Source organism: Streptomyces rugosispiralis (assembly GCF_024505145.1).
Classification (GTDB): domain Bacteria; phylum Actinomycetota; class Actinomycetes; order Streptomycetales; family Streptomycetaceae; genus Streptomyces; species Streptomyces rugosispiralis.
In genome coordinates this window covers 1-533 of record NZ_JANIAA010000228.1, presented here as the reverse complement: position 1 = coordinate 533, position 533 = coordinate 1, and the positions used below count along the sequence as shown (strand labels likewise).

The following is a 533-nucleotide window of genomic DNA, read 5'->3' as shown; positions in this document are numbered from 1 at the left end:
GGATTGCGAGACGCCTACCGGAACCGGTAAGCGAGGCTGACCGGCTGCACAGGCTGGGCTTCGGCTACAGGGGCGACCTGCCCATTCCTGGTCTGCGCAGACGACGTACGGACGTAATGTTCATGAAGTGGCGGACCGCGGTGTTCGTGCAGGGGTTTTTCTGGCACGCGTGCCCGCGACATCGGCATGAGCCAGTGCACAACGGCCAGTGGTGGCGGGAAAAGCTGGAGGGCAAGGTCCGACGGGATGCGGATGCCGACGCCCACCTCGTCCGGCTGGGGTGGGGCGCCTCTGAGGATCTGGGAGCACGAGACCGTGGACGCCGCCGTGGGCAAGGTGGTGGAGGTGCTCGGTTCCCGGGGGCACCCGCAGGCGCTGCGGATGCTGGGCGAGGCCGTGGCGACGAGCAGGTAGACGCCCATAGGTGACCCATGCAGATAGTTGGGGAATGATCTTTCGGGCCCTGGGAAGGGGACGCACGACGGTCTCGTAGGCGCAGGTCAGACCCACCCGTGAACGGCCCACCGCAGCTC

1 protein-coding gene is annotated in these 533 nt (G+C 67.2%); it reads left to right on the top strand.

Annotated features, from left to right (window positions below; translation table 11 throughout):
* Window positions 1-246: 246 nt before the first annotated feature.
* Window positions 247-414: a hypothetical protein gene (locus NP777_RS47190; protein ID WP_256656369.1), complete on the top strand. Its 168-nt coding sequence runs from the start codon at window positions 247-249 to the stop codon at window positions 412-414.
* Window positions 415-533: the final 119 nt, after the last annotated feature.

Bases quoted from the DNA above. Each gene is read 5' to 3' on its own strand.
- NP777_RS47190 (WP_256656369.1), top strand. From the start codon at position 247: ATGCGGATGCCGACGCCCACCTCGTCCGGCTGGGGTGGGGCGCCTCTG.